Below are 1,670 nucleotides of genomic sequence, written 5' to 3'. Positions count from 1 at the left end.
GCGCGAGGCTCACCCCGGTCTCGGCCTCGTCGGACAGGCGGATGACGGTCGGCCCGGTGCCGAGCTGCGCGACCTGCCGCAGCGCGTTCGCGCCCGCGGTGAAGTCGCGGAAGGTCCACGCGTCGTGCAGCCGCACCTCGGGCACCGGGTGCACGCGCAGCCGTACCTCAGTGATGACGCCGAAAGCGCCTTCGGAGCCGAGGAAGAGCTGCACGAGGTCGGGCCCGGCAGCCGAACCCGGCGCCCGGCCAAGATCTAGTTCGCCGCTCGGGGTCACGACGCGCAGCCCCGTGACCATCGCGTCGAAGCGGCCGTATCCCGAGGAGTTCTGGCCGGAGGAGCGGGTGGCCGCGAAGCCGCCGATGGTCGCGTAGCGGAAGCTCTGCGGATAGTGCCCGAGTTCGAAGCCGCGGGCGGCGAGCAGCGCTTCGGCCTCGGGCGCCGTTGTGCCGGCCCGCAGGGTCGCCTCGCCGCTGTGCGTGTCGAGGGCGACGAGCCCGGAGAGACGGTGCAGGTGGAGGCTGACGACGGTACGGCCGGTCCCGCCGACGGGGTCCAGCCCGCCGACGACGGATGTGCCCCCGCCAAACGGCACTACGGCGATACCGCGCTCGCTCGCGAGCCGCAGCACCGCAGCGATCTCGCCGTCGTCGGCCGGGTCGATGACCGCGTCCGGCGCGAGCTGCTGCACCTTACGGCGCCGCAGGAGGTCGAGCGTCGATTTGCCGCCCGAATGCCGGATGCGCGCCTCGCGGTCGGTGCGCACATGCTCTTCCCCAACGATGGCTGCCAGCGCGAGCCGGTCGGCCTCCTCGAGTGCGGAGGCCGCGAGGTCGACCTCATCGAACGAGGCGGCAGGTGCGGAGCGCGGGATGCGGCCGAGCTTGACGGGCAGCAGCGCCCGCACCGCACCCGGCAGCTCTTTCGCCTTGGCGGGATCACCCCAGCCGTTCCAGCGCATCGGCCCGGGGGCGGCGCTGGAAGCGGGTGCAGTGTCGGGGGCGGCATTGTGAGCTGCGTCATCATCGAACATGCGTTACAGTGTGACACATCATGGAAGAAGGTCAAGTTTCATCGGATGCACAGCCGGGTGCACAGGCCGGCCCCTGGTCGGCCCGGCAAGCCGTCGATTGGCCCGTCTGGGAGGAGACCGAGCACCGTATGCTCGATGCCGCCGCCGAGCTCATCGCAACGCGGGGCGTGCACGGCCTCACCGTCGCCGACGTCGCCCGCAATGCGTCCGTGAGCCGCCCGACCGTCTACCGCCGCTGGGCGAGCGCCGACGAGATCGTGCGCGCCGCCCTGCTGCGCGGCGCCGTCGGCATCATCGACCGCTTCGGCACCCTCGCGACGACGCGGGCGGAGATCGTGCGCGACGTGCTGCGCTTCTCGGAGCTCTTCCGCGAGGATGCGCTCTACGGCCGCCTGCTCGAACGCGAACCCGAGGTGTTCATGCGCTACACGCTGCAGCGCATCGGTTCGAGCCAGCGCGCCATCCTGCACTGGCTCGCCGCAGCGATCACGACCGCCCAGCGCGGCGGCACCGTGCGCGAAGGCAACCCCGGTGACATCTCAGTCATGCTCCTGCTCATCGCGCAGTCCGCGATCCTCTCGCACAACACCGTCTCCACCCTCATCGACGAGTCGCATTGGAGTACCGAACTATGGCA

At 71.1% G+C, this 1,670-nt stretch carries 2 protein-coding genes; one reads left to right on the top strand and one right to left on the bottom strand.

What is annotated here, in order from left to right:
* The coding region (locus tag RTM68_RS18670) for an FAD-binding oxidoreductase (protein ID WP_312173819.1) at positions 1-1,033 on the bottom strand (1,033 nt) is incomplete at its 3' end.
* A gap of 20 nt (positions 1,034-1,053) precedes the next feature.
* Between RTM68_RS18670 and RTM68_RS18665 the strand changes: the two genes are divergently transcribed.
* Positions 1,054-1,670 (top strand): helix-turn-helix domain-containing protein (locus tag RTM68_RS18665; RefSeq protein WP_312173817.1); only part of this gene is annotated, 617 nt, incomplete at its 3' end.

Source organism: Microbacterium sp. (assembly GCF_031988965.1).
Lineage (GTDB): Bacteria > Actinomycetota > Actinomycetes > Actinomycetales > Microbacteriaceae > Microbacterium.
Note: the sequence above shows the minus strand (reverse complement) of the source record. Positions and strands in the feature narration are given on the sequence as shown.